This is a genomic window from Paenibacillus xylanexedens (assembly GCF_001908275.1).
In the GTDB taxonomy this organism is placed as follows: domain Bacteria; phylum Bacillota; class Bacilli; order Paenibacillales; family Paenibacillaceae; genus Paenibacillus; species Paenibacillus xylanexedens_A.
Genome location: NZ_CP018620.1, coordinates 2,720,565 through 2,738,018, shown reverse-complemented (window position 1 = coordinate 2,738,018; position 17,454 = coordinate 2,720,565). Strand labels below are relative to the sequence as shown.

Below are 17,454 nucleotides of genomic sequence, written 5' to 3'. Positions count from 1 at the left end.
AATCACTCCTTTTATCTCAACAGTTTATAATTTACGATAATGTAATTCATTCCGGATAAGAGAGTAACGCCTGTTGCAACCCATAGTAATGCCACATCCAATCTGATATCAGTCAGCAAACTAAACGGAACATTGTTCAACAAAATGGCAATGATCGCTGCCACCTGAAGCACCATTTTGATTTTTCCATACTGGTCGGCTGCAAGAGCAATGCCCTGTTCTGTGGCTACCATTCGTAATGCAGTAATGACAATTTCACGTCCTATAATGATTACTGCAATCCATGAACTGATCATATTCTCCTGAACCATCATGATCAGCGCTACCGCAATCAACAGTTTATCCGCCAGTGGATCAAGCAACTTTCCCAGATTCGTGATTTGGTTATATTTCCTCGCCACATATCCATCTAATTTATCCGTACCTGCCGCTACTGCAAATATAATTAGTGCAATCATCACGCTTTGCTGATTGAGAAAACAGATCATAAACAATGGAATCAACGCCATTCTAGCCAACGTGATTTTATTTGCCAGATTCATTAGATATCTCCACTCCCCTCATCCATGTTGGCTAAGTGACCTTTTTTCCATTTACGTAATCGGGTCCGAAAGGATTTAAAAGGAGCTACCGAATTAATCTGGATCCACTTCACCATAGCCCATCCGGGCTTGGTCCCCGTCCACTGTCTTATCCCTTGTACAAATAATTCCTCTTCGCTCAGCGAGTCAATCCAGTTCTGCCATTGTTGTTCTGTCTCCCGAAACAAAGAGCGTAACTCCTCCAGGGTATAACCTGAATACTTTTCGTAAAATGATTCATTTAACGGCCCCAGTTGGTTCCATTTATACCCCGGTGCAGGCATATGACATTCATGTCCCAACTGTTCATTTCGCTCCCAACCCATCACCAAGTTCATCCATCCCAGCTGGTACGCGATCATCTGGGCAGGCGTCTTATCTACACCTTCAACCCACTTATCTTTGTCGCTGTTATGGATGTCATTGAATTCACCCTCAAACAATTCATAGGTGCGTCGAATCGTCTCACTTAACTCTTTCTTCGAGGCATATAGAACTCCAGGCACGCTACTCCCCTCCTCTTGTTTCACCGGTATACATGAATCAGAAGCATGGACTCTATCATCATTTCGACTCAATTCCATAATCATCCTTTTTTCATGAGGCATTATACTTAGAAAAAGAAAAAGAGCAGTCTGTAAACAATACAGCTGCCCTTTACTCAACCTATTTTGCTATATCAGCATACTCCTGATCCCAATTCTACAAAGCTTCCTTAATCACCCGTTTATAGTACCACACAGACAACAGACCAAAAATCGAATATAACAATGTATAGACTATCATGACAATGACCGTAGGTGTCGCCAGCTCCGTACCAAAGAAAAACCAACCTGACTTCACGGCAAAGTAACTATGACTCAACCCCACCACAAGCGGAATACCAAAGTTAAACAATTGCTTGATCTGAATTCCACGCAACAGGTTGCCTTGCGTAAATCCAAGTTTTCGCAGAATGGTATAATTGCCCTTCTCCTCTTCGCTCTCGTTCATTTGTTTAAAGTACAGGATACATCCCGATGTGATCAAGAACGTCAAACCAAGGAAACCAACAATGAACATAATCAGTCCCATATTGTTACGTTGGTTATTTCTGAACTCAATCTGGGAGAAACTCGGTGCTTCCAACTGCAGCTCCTTATATACGGCATATGCCTCTTCAGCCTGCCCCTCGTTCAGAATACGTACACCATAGTAATCAGCCCACTCGGATTTTTGTAGCTCGGGATCGAGATCCTGCCGCAGCTGCTGGTATACCGTTTCATCTACTACCGCTACAGGCGTGCCCCCAGTATAGTATCCAGGAAGAACTCCCTTTTTGGAGGTTCCGATCAGCTGGTGGTCCAGTGTACGCTTCAATCCATGCAAAACGATCGGACCTTTCTCCTGAATGGAAATCAACCGCTGAGTGACATTTCCATATCCCATAAAGACCGCTTCGCCTGGTTGCAGATCAATGTTATCTACCATCTTGTCACTCAACACACTACTGAACAGGTACTGTTCCGTCATGGACTCATCCATCACTTCATGAGCATCAATTTCAATATAAATAGGCTCTCTATGATTCTCCTCATATGGAATCTGTTTGTGTTCCAACTCCGCTACAAAGTGATTTTTCACATCCACCTGGGCAAAAGAAAAATCCTCCGGCAAGCTTTCCTTCGCCTGAGCCTCTGCCGAATAATACGAAATGTAACTAAGTGACAGCATGCCAATAGCAAGCGCCGACACGGTTGTAATAATCGTGAGCAGCAGTGCATTAGACTTCATGCGGAACATGATTGAAGATAACGATAAAACCTCATGAATGGATAGGTATCCGTTTTTGCTTTTGCGAACCAGATTAAAGATAAAACTTACCGACCCCTTATAGAACAGGTATGTCCCCAGTATGACCGAGAAGAGAATCAGAATCATCGTATACATCAACTTCTGCATATCCATTTCCTCACCGCTGAACAGCCGTGCAGACATGAAGTATCCATACATAATCAGAGCAATGCCCAAGACGCCAACAATCATCTGTCCGACAGACATCTTCTGCACCTGCTGCTCCGAAGTGGCCGACACCCGAAAGAGTGAAAGAATGCTCTGTCTCTTGATAAAAGTGTAGTTCATCAGCATGATGAGCAAATAGATCATCGTAAAGACAATCACCGTTTGCATCAGTGCCATCGGAGAGAAGTACAGTTTTGTAATCGCATCCACACCGAGAATTTTGAACAATATCATCAATACCAGCTTGGACGCAAGAAACCCAATTAACACACCGATAGCCATGGAGCCAAAATAAAGGATACTGTTCTCCGCACTCAAAATACCAAAAATTCTGCCTTTCGTCAGTCCGATCAATTGAAATAATCCAATTTCTTTGCTGCGCCGCTTGATAAAGATCGTATTGGCATAGAGCAAAAAGATGCCGACAATGACGATTAACAGTACCGAAGACGCGCCTATAGCCGCCGCACCTTTCGTTGAAGCAGCTACCTCATCCATGGAAGGATCATACTGTAACGTCACAAAGGAAAAATACAAGGCCACACTGAACACAAGCGCAAATACATAGAGATAATAATTCTTTAGATTTTTTCTGAGATTGCGGAAGATAATATAATTCAAGCTCATTGCTGCACACCACCCAATACGCCCTGGGTTTTGATAATATCGTTGAAGAACGATTGCCGTGACTCGTCTCCTTTATTCAACTGGGTGTAGATCTGACCGTCTCGAATGAAGATCACTCTGCTGCAATAACTTGCGGCAACCGGATCATGGGTAACCATAATAATAGTCGCCTTGCGGGCGCTGTTCATATCACTTAACTTGCCGAGCAGATCCGAAGCGGACTTGGAATCCAGCGCTCCTGTCGGCTCATCCGCAAAAATGATACTCGGCTCGTGGACAAATGCTCGTGCTGCCGAAGTCCGCTGCTTCTGACCCCCTGAAATCTCAGATGGATACTTGTCTTTCAATTCGTAGATTCCCAGTTCACGCGCGATCTGTTCAAATCTCCGGTGTGCCTCCTGTTTTGGAATGCTCGTGATCGAGAGCGGTAATAATACATTTTCCTTTACCGTAAGGGTATCCAGAAGATTGTATTCCTGAAAAATAAAGCCCAGATGATGTTTGCGAAATTCAGCCAGCTGTTTCTCCTTCATTCCGGTGAATTCCTTGCCCTCAATATCAATCGTGCCCTGGCTCACCCGATCGATGGAGGAAAGTACGTTAAGCAGTGTCGTTTTGCCTGAACCCGAAGGCCCCATAATACCTACAAACTCTCCCTTACTTACCCCAAGATCAATCCCCTTCAGCACTTCCTGTTTATTCAGTTTATTACCATAGACTTTATGAATTTTTTTGGCTTCCAGTATCCACATATTACACTCACTCCTCTTAGATCTTCTGCAAAATGCTCATGTCTATATCATAGGCGGAATGTGCAGTGTTATCGTGTGATTCACCGAACAAAACCAAAAAGCATGTGACATTGTTGTCACACGCCTGCAAGATGCACCATGTCGTTTTTTCGCGGAAAAGTAAGTGTGACGGTTGTGCCCTCGCCAAGAGAAGATTCTACATGAATGTTCATATGAAGCGTCTGGACCACCTGACGAACCAGATACAGCCCCATTCCGGTAGCCGCTCCATCCATTCTGCCTCGGGTGGACGTAAAACCTTTATCAAATATACGCGGCAGATCTTGAGTCTCAATCCCTCGCCCGTGATCCTGAATCATGAGTATGATGTGTTCATCCTGTTCCCGACTTTCAATGAGGATGTCCGATGAATCGCTATATTTCACCGCATTGCTCAACAACTGCCGGAGGATAAAGCCTAACCATTTGCTGTCTGTGAGCACGCGCGATACCATTAAAGACACATCAAAGCCAATGCCTTTGGAAATGCACCACGATTTCAGTGCTCGTATCTCACTATTCAATACCGGTTCAAGTTCCGTCTCTTCGATGAACAGATCATTATGCATGAACGGAATACGCTTCTGATGAAGCTGCTGATCCAGCAACTGATGAATTCGTAACCATTCATATGTCATTTGGCTCTGTAACTTGTCATCTGGCAAGCGCTCGATCATCAGTTGCAACGCAGTCAGTGGGGTCTTCACCTCATGAATCCAGGACAACATCTCGTCCTTCTCCTGTTCCAGAGCGATAAAATGATGTGAAGACTCCTTACGATACCGCTGTGTCTGGGAACTGACGGCCTCATGTACAAGCTGCTCATATGGACTTTCGGCGATATCAAGTTCTCCCAGATCATAGGTATGATCCCAGATGCTCAACTTTTTATAGAAACGGGTCTCTTTCAGGTATCTCGCCCAGATAAAAACAAGGCATACCACCACATTCAGTCCTACGATATACACCACAGATTGGAATGGAATGGACGAGTCCAGGTAGGCCACCAATAAAATAATAAGTTGCATGCTTACCAGTAGCCATAACCAACTAGCCCTTTCTCGTATGTACTTTCCGATCATGCTTCTGCCTCTTCCGTTGCCATGTACCCCTGCCCTACTTTGGTTTCAATGTACCGCTCCAAGCCGATGGGTTCAAGTTTCTTCCGTAACCGATTAACGTTAACTGTTAGCGTATTGTCACTCACGAAATGCTCATGATCCCACAAGCTCCGGATGAGTTCCTCACGGGTAACAATCTGATTTTTGTGCTCGACCAGCACTTTAAGGATGAACATCTCATTTTTGGTTAACAGAACAGATTCATCCCCGCAGGTCAGTGTATTTTTCACATATTCAATAGCAGCACCACGCCAGGTTCGGAGTTCAGTATGATCTGTGTTATAGTTGTACACCCTCCGTAAAGTCGCTTGGATCTTGGCAATCAATACTTCGAAGTGAAAAGGCTTCTGGATAAAATCGTCTGCACCCAAATGCATGGACATGACCATATCCGCAGGATGATCCCGTGAGGACAAAAAGATAATCGGCACATTGGAGTGCGAACGAATGATCCGGCACCAATGGAACCCGTCATATTGTGGTAATTGAATATCAATAATGACCATTTGTGGCTGAATTACGCTGTACTCCTGCAATACCTTGCCAAAGTCTTGCACACCATACACATCATACGACCATTGGGACAAACGTTCCTTGATTTCATTGAATAACGATTCGTCGTCTTCAATGAGCATAATTTTAAACAAGAGACCTCACCACGTTTCTGATCTTCTAGGTTGAATAAGGTAATTAGACTCCGTTGTTGCAGGATTACCTTTACCGTTACGAATCGTATTTCCGATCGCTGATTCCAGTGTACAGGGAAGTTGGGCTTATATCAAAAGGTATCCATACTTCGTAAGAAAACGAGCTGAAAGAAGTATCGTATATCATATTAGCTCTCAACAGTGTGTATAACGTGGCTTGCATCACTGTTTTCGTCCATCCGCTCGATCAACTGCATCGCTACGTCTCGTGGCGATCTTAATTGTCCTGCTTCATATACTTGATTGAACATACCTGCAAGGGCGAACTCCTCTGCACTTTTGCCTCGTGCAACAGCCTGCAATTCCGTATCGACCATCCCCGGATCAAAAGCAATAATCTCAACAGGGTTCTGTTGGCCCGTTTGTTCCAAAGATACGCATTGGGTGAACATGTTCATGCCTGCCTTGGATGTACAGTACACTGCCATTGAAGGCGCGGGATAACTTCCCGAACCCGATGAGAGATTAACAATTTTACGTCTGGCGGACAGGTGATTTGTTTGTTGAATAAAAGATGAACTCAATATCATTGGTGCTGCGAGACTGATGTTGAGACTTTGACTTATCTCTTCCGCACTGCACTGATCGATAGGTTTTAGAGGCTCCAGCATCGCTGCATTATTAATGAGTCCAATGAATTCAGCTTCCTGAGAAGGTATTTGGTCCAATATGCGTGTAATCAAATCATCGATCCCATTCAGGTCGGCAAGATCATACTGAACATGGCGGTAACGCCCGCTCCATTCCTCGCTTGATTCCAACAGATCCGAACCCCCGCGTGAAATACCGTAAACGTAATCCCCCTTAGCCAATAATAACTCTGCAAGTTGTAAACCGATCCCTTTGGATGTGCCTGTAATGATAAAGTGTCTTCTTCCTGTTTCTGTTTCTGTTCCCATTCTGATACCACTCCTCCTCTATTTTCAATGCATGTTTATTTCACTATTCTTACGAGTTTTTCTTTCTCCACAACGTGGCCCAGAGAAAAGGTACACCAAAATACGGTTCATGTTGCTCCAGCGACTTCATTGCACGGAACTCCACACATTCAAAGCCATCTTCCAGCATGTAGCGAAGCTTCTCCTCCGTGAACGCAAGACCACCGCGCATCGACTTCTCTTGATACACCTGCCAATCAGTCATAACGATCTCAGGCCCACCAATATCGCCATAGCCAGGAGCAAAACAAGTCATTCCAAAGTATCCTCCAGGCCGGAGTGCATTGTGGATCATCTCTATGTAGGGAATGCGCTGATGTGGCAACAGATGGTGCAGGCAACCAGAGTCGTAGACAAGATCATATTCTTGTTCTAGGGACAATTCGAACACAGATCGACATTCAAAATGCACGTCCAGTTGCTCTTCTGCCGCCCTCTCTTTAGCCCAAGCAATAGCTGTCTCCGAAAGATCATAAGCATCTACCTGATATCCTTGGCGGGTTAAATACAACGCATTTCTGCCCGGGCCACACCCCAGTTCCAGTGCCTTGCCGCCGCTCAGCACACCTTCGTTCACATGCGCTACCAGATTCTCATCCGGTTTGTTTGGGAAAAAGGGGATTGGTCTGTTCCGATCCTCATAGAAAGGTTCCCAAAACTGCTTGGCAGATCTGAAATCCGCATCGAGCATATCATATAGATCCTGTACACTTTTAATCGTCTTTTCCACAACCACATTCCTCCTTAACTGCTCCATTCAAACCTTCATTTTCGACTATTCATTCCTCGGCATTTTCGTTAAATCAGCCACACTTTATTATAACATTTTTACCCAGTAGTTCTCTATTTTTCTTGCGTTTTTCTACTCCAAAACATAAGCTTTTTCCCAACAAAAAAACGACCGACATGAATGTCGACCGCTTGCAATGGTGCTGTTTTAAGTTGTAACTTACTTCGCCCGTTCCAAAACTGCAAAGTAATTTCCTTCATTATCAGCAAAGTTGAAAACACGCCCGGTTGGCATCTCTACAATCTCTCCAACCGTTACATGTTTACCAGCCAAGTCGGCATATAACTGATCCAGATTTTCGGTGAAGAACATTAACGAAGGTGTGCCCAGATTTACACCCGCCGACATCCGCTCCACAAACTCCTTGTCATGAAGAATAATGCTTGTCTGCGAATTTGGGGTAGGCGCAATCTCAATCCATCTCATACCCTCGTCAAGGTTTACTTCATCCACAATGTGGAATCCTGCAACTTCCGTCCAAAATGCCAGTGATTCATCTTGATTGTTGACATACAACATAATCTGGCCGACTTTGCTAAACATGGATCAATCACTCCTCTGATCATCTAATCTCTCAACATCCTGCTTATCATTCCTCAAATTCCAATAGAGTATAACATGCAGGACAGCTTTTTTTATCATCTTTCTCTGCAAGTACTAACTTCACATTAGACTTATTGCGTGACTTTTAACTTCTTCGTAAGATAAAGTACAACATCGTCGTCCATAATCGTTTCTTCACCCGGCTGAATGTAATGATCATGTTTGTGTACACCGTGACCGTCTGGTATGTACCCGCGATGGGCATATAGAACTTGCGCTTTGCCATAATCGGAAAACACACCTACACCAATGCCTGCTACATCCGTTCGTTCCAGAATAACTTCCTCTGCTCGGTCCATCAACCGTGAACCAATACCTTGGCGCTGGAACTTCATCAGCACATTAAAATCGTTAATTTCGGGAATGCCTTGTTCCCTGAAAGACGGGTAGCTGGAATACCACAATACATTCACGATTCCGGCAAATTCTCCATTCAACTCGGCTACCAAGGTTACGCGTTCCCCATTCTGTTGTTCAGCCAAGTAATGAAGATACTGCTCAGGGGATCTCCCCCAACCCTGCTCCTGAAACGCCTTTGATATGATTACAGGATCGTTCTCATTTAATAGTCTGATATGTACACTCATTGATGAATCCTCCTTAAAAGATATTTCTAATAGCTATATTCCCAATCTATCCCGAAGCGATGTGATGTGAGCAACATGGTGTTTGCCATGCCAAGCATACATGCCCAGATTGTAATCCAGTCTTGTCGTTTCTTCCGATGAGGGATGATAAAATTGTTTGGCATAATCTGCATCTGTCAGCGCGTTTAACAGAAACACCCAACGACGATGGAGGGCATCCAGAATCTGAAGCGAGAATTCGACATCCAGGTCTCTTGAATCACTCAGTTCAGCCCAGCGCTCTTCATAATAAGGCCGAATCGTTGGTGTATCCTCTGTCAGCGCCAACTTGAAACGAATCATACTGTTCATATGGCTGTCTGCCATGTGGTGAATAACCTGTTTGAGCATCCATCCACCTTCTCGATATGGCAGACTTAATTGCTCTTCACTCAGTCCCTTTACCGCTTCTCGTGCGCGTTCAGGCAACTCAGCAATGTCCTGAATCCACTTCTCCCGTTGTGCCAAAGTAACTTCACCCGTGTGTACAAATGGTCCTATCGGAAATCTTTCATCCATCCATTATTCCTCCTTGTTTATATGATTCAAATAACTTTACACAGGATCTACAGGGCATATTCCATAAGCCAACAGTCTCGCATCTGTCCTTCGTGCTGCTCATGTTTCTCCAACAGCTTAATCTTTTGGAAACCACATTTCTCGTAACAGGATATCGCCCTTAAGTTCCAGGATTGAGGGTCCATAACCACTTTACGGGCTTGTTTTTCATTAATCAGATAAGCCAGCATGGATTGCATCAACTGTGTACCAATGCCTTTATTCCAGTATTCTACCTCACCAATAAACTGATCCGTTCCATAGATGATCTCATCCGTGTCTCCATAACCATACTCCGTTCGCTCTTCTTCCTCAAGCTCATAGAACTGAATGTATCCAATCGGATGTCCTCCATACTCAACGATACAACGAGTAGCACCATCTTTCTGATTGTAAAAATGCTCTCTCACCTGTTCCAGATCATGCGGCCGATCACGCCCTTCATAGTATTGAAGAACTTCCGGGTCTGACAGCCACTTCACCAAGTGTTGTTCATCTTCTGTTTCCAAGAAACGTACGGTGATTTCATTCGATTCATATACATTCATCATTCTGATTACTCCTTATTGATCTCCAGATTCTCACCCGTAACCCAACTCAGATCCTTCCCTAACAAATGCTCGTTGTGAACATAATACACCATGGGATTCTCAAGCGGTTGAGTCGTTCCATCCGAAGATCTGAGCGTTAACCGCAACTTGTAGCTCCCTATCTCATCAGGTATCGCAAATCCTATCAGATTATCAGCTGATTTCATGGTTTTCCCCTGTGCCTTCAGATACTTTTCCAGAATGACTTGATCAAGATAGGAGCTGCCAACAGACGAAGGCATGTACCACGCATCATCTTGTTCTTGAGTGAATGTCACCCCTTCCCATCCAGGGACAACGGGATACACTATATGTTGATCCTTATCTTCTCTTTTTCGCGTTATCTCTAACTCTACCTCAACTGCATCCGTATCAATCTGCCTGATTGTGCCTGCCAGCACAACATCTTGGGCACTCAAACTTGGTATAACATAGCTGTATATGAGCAGAGTCACCAAGAAGATTATTGTTATTCCCGTAATCCAAAATATTGTACTTTTACGCATCTGTCTATCCTCCCGTCTGGTTAATCATACTTCTGGAGTAGCTCCTTCTCTGTTAAAGATTGAGTTAACCTATCCAACTCAGGTGATGCCGTCCAATCACTGGAGGTGTTCAATCCATGCTTGATTGTATGTATCGCGCTATGAGCAGACATGTATATATTATGGTGGATTCCAGGTTGGACAATGATGTGCTCTCCTGCGCGCATCACTCGAATCGAAAACATCTGATCGTCTCCATAACTGGCATACGCAATCCATCCGGTTTGCATCACATAAAACTCCGTTAGATTGATATGTACATGACTGTTTTGCCATGCTCCGTGGGAAGAGGCAACGGTTCTGCAATAATAACTGCCGTCTTCTGTTATCATTTTATATTTTTGTTCCCCGTTCGCCATCTGCTCGAAGCTGGTTTTGACACCCGTTTCACCATATTTCTGTTCTGAAAATTCTGTGTTCAATCTGCTTCAGCTCCTTATGGCCTGCCAGATATACTTGCGTTCTCTCACAGCAAGTCTACCGTTAATCCGGTTCTCCTCCAGCTTGGTTTCCAGCTGTTCCCGGTACTCAGGCTGTGTATAATCCGGGTTTCCGGGGATATCGGAGAGAAAGATGGCAAACTCTTTTTCATCCGAGAAAATCATAAGTGCCTCGTTATATTCCTCAATCTTGATCTCCTTAAATGCATTTCTTTCCAAACGCTCACGTACCTTTGTTATATCCGTATGAATACCAATCATGACTCCACCCTTTTGCAGCAATCTCCCATGCTCAATAATGGAAGTTGGACCTCTGCGATCATAGATCAGACCAAATTGCTTATCTTCAAATGGCATCTTTTCTTTTGTGCTGACACAGACAAATTCCACATTTGTTATCGTGCTTGAATGAAGACTGTTCCGAGCTATCTTTATCATCTCTTCCGAATTATCAAACCCCATAATGTGATCGGTATATTCTGACATTTTCAACGTAAACTCCCCATGTCCACAGCCTGCATCGAGCACGGATGTATACTGAGGCAGAAGCTTAATCAACCGCTCTTCAAAAATATCTTCAGCAGAGTTACCTTCCAACGTATACAAAGCTCTACCCTTGTATCCCCCATTACGTTGTGCAATCATATCGTACCATTCCATGCTCATAGAGTTCCTCCTGACAAAAAATCCCTTTATTTAAACATTCGACATAGGTAAGTCGATTCTCCTGTTTGGATATGCGATATATCTTTACTAAAATATGAAACGCTTCTCTTCCAGCTTCCGTATTAAGGTCGAAGCCGTATGTATCCCATATAATAAACCATCTGATCTGGAGGTTGAGCGCATGTCATTTTTCAAGAAAATGTTAGCCAGTGTAGGTGTTGGAGCAGCCAAAGTAAATACGGAATTGCATACACCAGAGGTCACGCCTGGAGGAATCATCTCGGGGGTTGTGTACATTGAAGGTGGAGATGTGGAACAGAACGTAGATCGAATCTATCTTTCAATCAAAACCCATTACATACGGGAGCACGATGATCGTAAAGTAAAAGAAACAGCCGTTATAGCCAAATATCTGCTCACCGAAGGTTTCACCTTACAGCCTGGAGCCAAATTGGAGAAAGACTTTTCATTTGACCTCCCAGAAAATCTGCCAATTACACTGCATCGTGCAGAGGTATGGGTGGAGACGGGCCTCGATATTTCAAGTGCTGTAGACCCCTCAGACCGGGACAGACTCCATGTTGTTCCTAGCAAAGACATGAACACCGTGCTCGATGCAATTGATATCCTTGGTTTCAAGCTCCGTGAAGTAACCAATGACTATGCGCCGAAGCTGGGCGGTAATCTGCCATTTGTGCAGGAATTCGAATTTGTACCAACAAACAAGTTTCGTGGGCATCTGGATGAGTTGGAAGTGCTGTTCTATCCCATGGGCGATTCGCTGGAGCTGCTATTACAGATCGATCGCCGCGCTCGTGGACTCAGTGGAATATTCTCCGAAGCCATGGGTACGGATGAGAGCTTTGTCCGCCTGCATCTGTATGAAAGACATCTGGCGCGAGGGGCGCATTCTGTCGCTCAAGGACTGGAAGAAATCATTTCCAAACATATCTAATCTATAGTTTGTGTAAACGAATAAAAACCGTCCTCTATCAGACAAATCTGATGAAGGACGGTTTTTAGGTTGGGGCAGTTTCACATAGTAACGAGCTGATCTATACCCGAAAAGGGGATCAGAAAAATCTGGGGATAACAGCGATCGGAAAGTTATTCTGTCATCGGAGTGTCAGTGGAATTATCCTTAGTGAACTTATATATTAATACACTTCGGTACTTTTCAGACTCAACGTTTCGCATACAAGTTGGGCAAAGGCATCGAAGCTGCCGCAGGATCGCAGGCTTTCCAGCTGCTCCTCCTGTCGGATCAACTCTACAAACAGATCATAGATTCCCATAGCCTGTTCGTAATCCTCTTTGCAGATGGATAACATAAATACAGCATGTACTTCATTTTCCTCATCCCACGGAATCGGCTTCTCGAGCAGACATACCGATACGGTCGTACGGGTTGAACTCAGCTCCATGGGGTGCGGAATCGCCATGCCTCTTCCAAGCGCCGTTGAAGCCATCTTTTCCCGTTCCTGCACAGCGGGCCAGAACTGCTCCGTCACAACTCCCTTCTCCAACAGTGCTCCGCTCATCTCAGCCATAAGTGTCATTTTGTCAGGCTGATCGGACCGAAACATGAACAACGCTGGATCAAAGTAACGTAGCAGCGTCATTTCCTCCTGCTCATCACTGGTTCGCACCAGATGAGTGATCGTTGCCATGTCTCGTTCCGATGGAATCGCAGCAATGACAGCCGACGGCTTGCCTTTGGACTCGCGTAACCGGATCGTGGAAATGACCAAATCTTCAGGCACACTCCCCATCTCCTCGTACTCCCGTAGCGAAACTACACGAGATACCTCCAGCTCGGCAAATAAAGAACGTAATCTGGATTCAAGAATACGGGCTGTGCCATATCCTGATCCACAGACCAGCAACACGGATTTCCGTTTGCGATGAGGAATCTGGTATTTACGTTCCAATGCTGCACCAATATGAAGAGCCAGGTAACCGATCTCGCTGTCATTGATTTCGTGAGGTACATATGTCTGTAGCTGTTTCACTGCACTTATCGTAATCTCATAGGCGAGTGGATAATATTTACGTATATGTCCCAGCAGTGGATTCCGCATGTTCATGCCATGTTCCAACCGCGTAATCATGGGCTTCAGATGGGCATACAGATCATTCGGCAAGCGTTCATCATCCCGCAGATCATAGGTGTAACGATCATAGATATGTCCCAGCATCTGCTGTACAGCAACATATAACGGGTCACTTTGAAGTCCATTCCAATCGGTAGCGGTCATTTTTTTGCTAACAATGTGCAGCAGCAGATAATCTCGTTCTCCAACTGGACAATGAATGGAATATAACGACTCCAGATCCTGAATAATCTGCTGCGCAAGTTGCTGATCCTGAACATTCGCCTCCACTTTCTCGAATCGCTCTAGTTCATGCCCCTGCTTAATACGTAATACCATAACAGCCAGATGCGTAATCAGATCTTTCAGTGCCACATCTGCAATACGAACATTCTGTTTGCCTACATGGCGAATGACGATCTCGCGGATGTGTGCGGGTTCGATTGGATACAACAAACGTTCCTGTGCAACGGTCATTCCTTCGGGGCCCAGTTCTTCATCTCGCGCATCGGCGTACTCGGCAAGGCAATAGCGAAACCTTTGCTCGTCTCCGACGACCTTCACACCATGTCCTGGCTTGATCTGAAGCTGAAGCTGGTAGTTCTCCAAAATCTGACGAATGATTTTCAGATCATTGTTCATTGTTGCACGGCTTATAAACAGCTGATCAGCGAGGTCTTCCATCTTGATATGACCCGGTTCACCAAGCAGCTTGAACAATTCATAACGGATACGCTCATCAGGCGAACCAGGTACTGGAGCACCTTTTTGCCCATCATCCTTCCGTTCCTCCAACAGCTCATTATACCGCTTCGCATCATGCACACGAATGGAATAACCCCGCCCACGCTTGGATTCCAGGCTCCCGCCATGCCCCGCGAGGATATGATCCAGCTTTTTCAGATCATCCCGAATAGTACGTACAGTAACTTCCAGCCTGTCTGCAAGTGCTTGGCTCGTCCAAGCCTGTTCCTGTCCTTCACCATGAATGAGGTGGAACAGCTTTTTCAACCGTTTAGTTGGAAAAATCATACCGATATCCGACCTCCCTTCTGATCAGGATTGTGTCAAACTAAAGCCCACCTTATATCGATACAAGTACCGTCATCAATTTACAATGTGCGAGTTCCGGCAAACGAACGACCTCTTCTCCATCGGTTAACCTCTGCTGAGGCTCCAGTGGTTGTTCACCAAGAGATACACGCTCTGCATGTACAGGTTGATTAAAGTGCATGTTCACGTTAGCAGACTGTGACAAATACGGATTGAAGACACGTACAATGTATCCGTCACTCTGCTCTGCTTTCTTGAAACTGCTTAACACCACGTTGGAATCGTTGCTGAACGACATCAGGCTATAGTCTGTATCAAGAACAAGTGCCTCATCGCGGAAAGCAAAGATCAGTCGTCCGTTCAAAAAGTCGCATAGCTGATAACTGCTGATCGGTGTCAAATATTCACGCGCAGCACGGGCCACATTCGCTTCGTCGAACCCGGAAGTCTGGATATGCAGGCCAAAGGTAAAGGAGAGCTCGCCAAGTAATTGCGCATCAGGTGTAGCCACAATTTTCTCACCGGAGGCCCGGCCAGGACGATACAACAGGTTTTCCTTACCCATGAAACCAAAAGTACGGAACAAGGTCAGGGCAATGGTATCCATTTGCTCGCCAACAATCTCATACTCACGTACACCCCCCGTCATCACAGCCATACCACGCGTACCGTTGTTCAACCCCGCATAACTCTGCATCGCTTCAATAGTGATCGGTTTCTCCTGCCATTGTTCGCGCTCCCATACGTCCACTTCTGGCAATGAGGTTGGACGAGCAATCACACCGAAAGGCTGGTCTGCAATGGATAGGGCGGAAGCAATTCCTGTATCAAAAAGGACACGCAGACGGTGGCTGAACACCTCATTCTGCACCTGAACCTGGAAACGGATCAGATTCTCTCCTTTGCGAAGAGATATCTCCACTTGCATTGGCAATGCTCCCGACGTGATACCTGCGGCGCGCTCTTCCAGATCGTAGGGAACATCCAACGTGAAACGCAGGGATAGTGTCTGAGATACAGACGTTTGGGTGGTCGTCGCACTCATCTGGCTACCTGCCGAAGAAACAATCAGATCCCGCTCGGGAGGAGAATAATTGTAGGAATCTCCGTCATCCCCGTTATCTTCAAAGACCATTTGATCCGCATACACTTGGCCAGATCGCTTATCTGTAATTTGCAAGGTGCCGTTTGCTTGCAGCGCAATAGTGAAATGTTCATTTTCAATCTTGTCCTCGTTACGTCGTTCAATGACAGGTGCAGCGCCCTGACTGAAATCAAAAACAATCTGGGTGTAACCCATCGCCGGGACCTCTTGCAGTTCCACCAGCAATTTGGCGCGATATACCCGTTCCGGCAGATGCACTTTGCGGCTTGGATTGAGATCGATGTGCTGTCCAAGCACATAATCGGTCTGGTCTACTTTTTCCACAATGGTGTAGGCCAGCTCGCGCCCCTTCGTATCCCGAATCACAAAGGATTCTTCCGGAATATAAGCTTCAATCTCAGTAACCCCGCCTCGCACATACGGTAGCGTGTTGAACAGGGTGAACGCAAATGTCTCCTCCTGCTGTATCGTTGAAGCAATCATCCGCATATGCAGGTCAAGCAAATTCAGTGCGATATCATAGGCCTGTTTGTAACGGAACGCAACGTCCTGATTCGTTGTATCGCTGTTACAGCCACCGATGCTGTCATGTGCCGCATTCTCAAACAACAGCTTCCAGATGTCCTCCACAATGCGATGCGGGTAATCATGCCCGAGAGAATGGCTAATGGCAAGTACAGGTTCGAGCGTGTTAGCAATCAGATTCTCAATTCGGTTATTCTGTTGCTTGAGATCCGCACGGGTGGAAAAAATGGACTTGTGAATCCGCATGTGCTTGGCTTCCATTAATTCACCCCGAAGTACAGGCAGATCCTGACTATCCGCTTCGATCTCCGCCAGAAAACGTTCCGGTTCATTCATCACATATTCGCGTTCTGTATCCAGTGCATTGAACCGTTTAATCAACTCCGGCAGATTCAATCGCACAGGCGCCTGATCAAACCCATTAGGGAAATAGATATGTTTGGTGGAGGCTTTGCGTTCCAGCGCACCAATCTGTTTCTCCAAATAAGGGATCAGATCTTCTTCATTTTCCGGAATGTTACCACCGTAGTAATACCCGAATGGCATCTGTACAGCAAATACACGACTGCCATCCGACCCTTCCCACGTAAACTCGGTATGTGGATTCGTATTATCCGAGACACCACGCCAGAACAGGAAACGTTCAATGCCAAACTCCCGATAGATCTGCGGCATCTGTGCCGATTGTCCAAATGCATCCGGGACATAACCAACCTTCATCGCATGTCCGTACTTTTGTGCTGTTTTCATACCATAATACAGGTTTCGGACCATGGATTCACTGGAAATCACCAATTGATCCGTCTGTGTATACCAGGGTCCCGTCATCAGTCGTTTGGCAGAAACCAGTTGGCGGATCCGTTCCTCATCTTCGGGACACCAGCGGATGTAATCATCCAGCAGCGAGCCCTGTGCATCCAACAGGTAATAATGGAATCCATCGATATTCTCCAGTGCATCCAATACTTCCTTGACGTGTTTGACGAGATACACTTTGGAACGGGAGGTCGTAAAATACCATTCCCGGTCCCAGTGCGTATGTGGAATCACATGTACTTTGGTACGATTTCTTTCACTCATATCTCTATATCCCT

General features: G+C 45.4%; 18 protein-coding genes. 1 reads left to right on the top strand and 17 read right to left on the bottom strand.

All coding sequences use genetic code 11. The features are described from left to right. Nucleotides 1-11: 11 nt before the first annotated feature. From pgsA to BS614_RS12220, 15 genes are all read right to left on the bottom strand, one after another. Entirely contained in the window at nucleotides 12-542 is a 531-nt protein-coding gene (gene pgsA / locus BS614_RS12290; protein ID WP_074094236.1) for a CDP-diacylglycerol--glycerol-3-phosphate 3-phosphatidyltransferase, read from the bottom strand. After that, nucleotides 542-1,087 carry a ClbS/DfsB family four-helix bundle protein gene (locus BS614_RS12285; RefSeq protein WP_074094235.1) on the bottom strand — a complete coding sequence of 182 codons (546 nt, stop codon included), beginning with the start codon at nucleotides 1,085-1,087 and terminating at the stop codon, nucleotides 542-544. The genes pgsA and BS614_RS12285 overlap by 1 nt, the downstream gene beginning before the upstream one ends. A 196-nt stretch (nucleotides 1,088-1,283) precedes the next feature. Beyond that, the gene (locus BS614_RS12280; RefSeq protein WP_074094234.1) at nucleotides 1,284-3,209 is read right to left on the bottom strand and encodes an ABC transporter permease; all 1,926 of its coding nucleotides are present in this window, start codon (nucleotides 3,207-3,209) and stop codon (nucleotides 1,284-1,286) included. Beyond that, a complete protein-coding gene (locus BS614_RS12275; RefSeq protein ID WP_074094233.1) occupies nucleotides 3,206-3,961 on the bottom strand; it encodes an ABC transporter ATP-binding protein in 756 nt (251 codons plus the stop codon). The genes BS614_RS12280 and BS614_RS12275 overlap by 4 nt, the downstream gene beginning before the upstream one ends. A 116-nt stretch (nucleotides 3,962-4,077) precedes the next feature. Continuing rightward, nucleotides 4,078-5,082, bottom strand: a complete 1,005-nt coding sequence (locus tag BS614_RS12270) for a sensor histidine kinase (protein ID WP_074094232.1) — start codon at nucleotides 5,080-5,082, stop codon at nucleotides 4,078-4,080. Further along, nucleotides 5,079-5,768 carry a response regulator transcription factor gene (locus BS614_RS12265; protein WP_074094231.1) on the bottom strand — a complete coding sequence of 230 codons (690 nt, stop codon included), beginning with the start codon at nucleotides 5,766-5,768 and terminating at the stop codon, nucleotides 5,079-5,081. Before BS614_RS12265 ends, BS614_RS12270 begins: the two co-directional genes overlap by 4 nt. A 188-nt stretch (nucleotides 5,769-5,956) precedes the next feature. Next, nucleotides 5,957-6,727 carry an SDR family NAD(P)-dependent oxidoreductase gene (locus BS614_RS12260; RefSeq protein WP_074094230.1) on the bottom strand — a complete coding sequence of 257 codons (771 nt, stop codon included), beginning with the start codon at nucleotides 6,725-6,727 and terminating at the stop codon, nucleotides 5,957-5,959. 49 nt (nucleotides 6,728-6,776) lie between these two features. Next, nucleotides 6,777-7,523, bottom strand: a complete 747-nt coding sequence (locus BS614_RS12255) for a class I SAM-dependent methyltransferase (protein WP_074094229.1) — start codon at nucleotides 7,521-7,523, stop codon at nucleotides 6,777-6,779. Nucleotides 7,524-7,715: 192 nt separating this feature from the next. Continuing rightward, entirely contained in the window at nucleotides 7,716-8,099 is a 384-nt protein-coding gene (locus tag BS614_RS12250; protein ID WP_036610305.1) for a VOC family protein, read from the bottom strand. A 131-nt stretch (nucleotides 8,100-8,230) separates the two neighbouring features. Further along, complete coding sequence (locus BS614_RS12245; protein ID WP_074094228.1) at nucleotides 8,231-8,746, bottom strand: GNAT family N-acetyltransferase; 516 nt, start codon at nucleotides 8,744-8,746, stop codon at nucleotides 8,231-8,233. A 33-nt stretch (nucleotides 8,747-8,779) separates the two neighbouring features. Beyond that, nucleotides 8,780-9,304, bottom strand: a complete 525-nt coding sequence (locus BS614_RS12240) for a YfiT family bacillithiol transferase (RefSeq protein WP_036610311.1) — start codon at nucleotides 9,302-9,304, stop codon at nucleotides 8,780-8,782. A gap of 47 nt (nucleotides 9,305-9,351) precedes the next feature. After that, complete coding sequence (locus BS614_RS12235; RefSeq protein ID WP_074096818.1) at nucleotides 9,352-9,891, bottom strand: GNAT family N-acetyltransferase; 540 nt, start codon at nucleotides 9,889-9,891, stop codon at nucleotides 9,352-9,354. An 8-nt stretch (nucleotides 9,892-9,899) separates the two neighbouring features. Further along, nucleotides 9,900-10,439 carry a hypothetical protein gene (locus BS614_RS12230; RefSeq protein ID WP_074094227.1) on the bottom strand — a complete coding sequence of 180 codons (540 nt, stop codon included), beginning with the start codon at nucleotides 10,437-10,439 and terminating at the stop codon, nucleotides 9,900-9,902. Nucleotides 10,440-10,459: 20 nt separating this feature from the next. Further along, complete coding sequence (locus tag BS614_RS12225; protein ID WP_074094226.1) at nucleotides 10,460-10,900, bottom strand: hypothetical protein; 441 nt, start codon at nucleotides 10,898-10,900, stop codon at nucleotides 10,460-10,462. Between the two features lie 6 nt (nucleotides 10,901-10,906). Next, nucleotides 10,907-11,584, bottom strand: a complete 678-nt coding sequence (locus BS614_RS12220) for a class I SAM-dependent methyltransferase (RefSeq protein WP_074094225.1) — start codon at nucleotides 11,582-11,584, stop codon at nucleotides 10,907-10,909. Between the two features lie 181 nt (nucleotides 11,585-11,765). Here BS614_RS12220 and BS614_RS12215 point away from each other — a divergent pair, with 181 nt between their 5' ends. Next, nucleotides 11,766-12,539 carry a sporulation protein gene (locus BS614_RS12215; RefSeq protein ID WP_074094224.1) on the top strand — a complete coding sequence of 258 codons (774 nt, stop codon included), beginning with the start codon at nucleotides 11,766-11,768 and terminating at the stop codon, nucleotides 12,537-12,539. A gap of 202 nt (nucleotides 12,540-12,741) precedes the next feature. Here the strand turns inward: BS614_RS12215 and BS614_RS12210 are convergent, their stop codons facing one another. Then, entirely contained in the window at nucleotides 12,742-14,709 is a 1,968-nt protein-coding gene (locus BS614_RS12210; RefSeq protein ID WP_074094223.1) for a BglG family transcription antiterminator, read from the bottom strand. 52 nt (nucleotides 14,710-14,761) lie between these two features. After that, complete coding sequence (mngB, locus tag BS614_RS12205) at nucleotides 14,762-17,440, bottom strand: mannosylglycerate hydrolase (RefSeq protein WP_244898309.1); 2,679 nt, start codon at nucleotides 17,438-17,440, stop codon at nucleotides 14,762-14,764. Nucleotides 17,441-17,454: the final 14 nt, after the last annotated feature.